The following is a 1,149-nucleotide window of genomic DNA, read 5'->3' as shown; positions in this document are numbered from 1 at the left end:
CGACCTGGTTGAATCGCCCGCACCCAACCACGACATCCGTGGCCTGGCGAGAGCGCGTGACCGGCTTCCGGTCCCGGTAAGCGAGCACGTCTACAGCTACCGGTGGGCGCTGGAGCTGATCGCCGCTGAGGCGGTGGACGTCTTCAACGTCAGCGTGATCGCGATCGGCGGTATCACCGCGGCGCGGCGGATCTTCGCGATCGCCGAGGCCGCCGAGCGGCAGTGCCTGGTCGGCACCACGCAGGAGCTGTCGATCGGTACGGCGGCCGCCGTGCACGTCGGGGCGGCGATGCCGACGGTGACCGTTCCCAGCGACCCGGCCGGCCCGATGCTCTACACGGCCGACGTAGTCCGCGACCCGGTCCGCTACCTCGATGGTGTGTTGCAGCTGCCCGACGGCCCGGGCCTCGGTATGGAACTGGATTCGGACCGGCTGGCTGCCTGCGCGGGCCCGCTGACCTGGGCCGGCACCGACGCGGGCGGCGCCGTGGACCGGTCGCCGCCGGTATCCACTCCGTCCGCCACCTCCGCCCCGGCGGCGTCGTGACCGGGGGAGCCCGCCGCATGGACGGCCGAGTGGCGTTGGTCACCGGAGCGGGTCGCAACATCGGGCTGGCGATTGCCGAGCGCCTCGGCCGCGACGGAGCCGTGGTCGCGGTGAACGGACCCGACGCCGGCGAGCTCGACGACGCGGTGGCCCACCTGGTCACTGCCGGGGTGACCGCGACTGCGGCCCCGGCCGACGTGTCAGACCGGGACCAGGTCGACGCCATGGTCCGCGACGTGGTCGCGCGGCACGGACGGCTGGACGTGCTCGTCAACAACGCGTCAGTGCCGATGGTCGGACGGGTACCGCTGCTGGAGCTGGACCCGGACGACTGGGAACGCAGCTTCGCGGTCAACGCCCGGGGGATGTTCTTGTGCACGGTCGCGGCTGCCCGGGTCATGCGCGCCGGAGGTGCGGTGGTGTCGATCTCGTCCATCGGCGCCACGCGAGCCCATCGCAGCGCCGTCGCCTATGACGCCACCAAGGGTGCGATCGAGGCCGCCACCCGGGCGATGGCGCTGGAGCTCGCGCCGGCGCGCATCCGGGTGAATGCGGTAGCGCCCGGCGCGATAGCCAACGACCGGCACGCCGCGCTCCCCGCC

The 1,149-nt window shown here is 73.0% G+C and carries 2 protein-coding genes; both read left to right on the top strand.

The annotated features are described in order from the left end of the window. On the top strand, positions 1-547 hold a 547-nt coding region (locus tag ELR45_RS38365), incomplete at its 5' end, for an enolase C-terminal domain-like protein (protein WP_276320700.1). A 17-nt stretch (positions 548-564) separates the two neighbouring features. Then, on the top strand, positions 565-1,149 hold a 585-nt coding region (locus tag ELR45_RS19000), incomplete at its 3' end, for an SDR family NAD(P)-dependent oxidoreductase (RefSeq protein ID WP_205856857.1).

This window comes from Phytoactinopolyspora endophytica, assembly GCF_004138495.1.
In the GTDB taxonomy this organism is placed as follows: Bacteria; Actinomycetota; Actinomycetes; order Jiangellales; family Jiangellaceae; genus Phytoactinopolyspora; species Phytoactinopolyspora endophytica.
The sequence above is the reverse complement of the archived record's forward strand: the minus strand, read 5'-3'. Positions and strand labels throughout refer to the sequence as shown.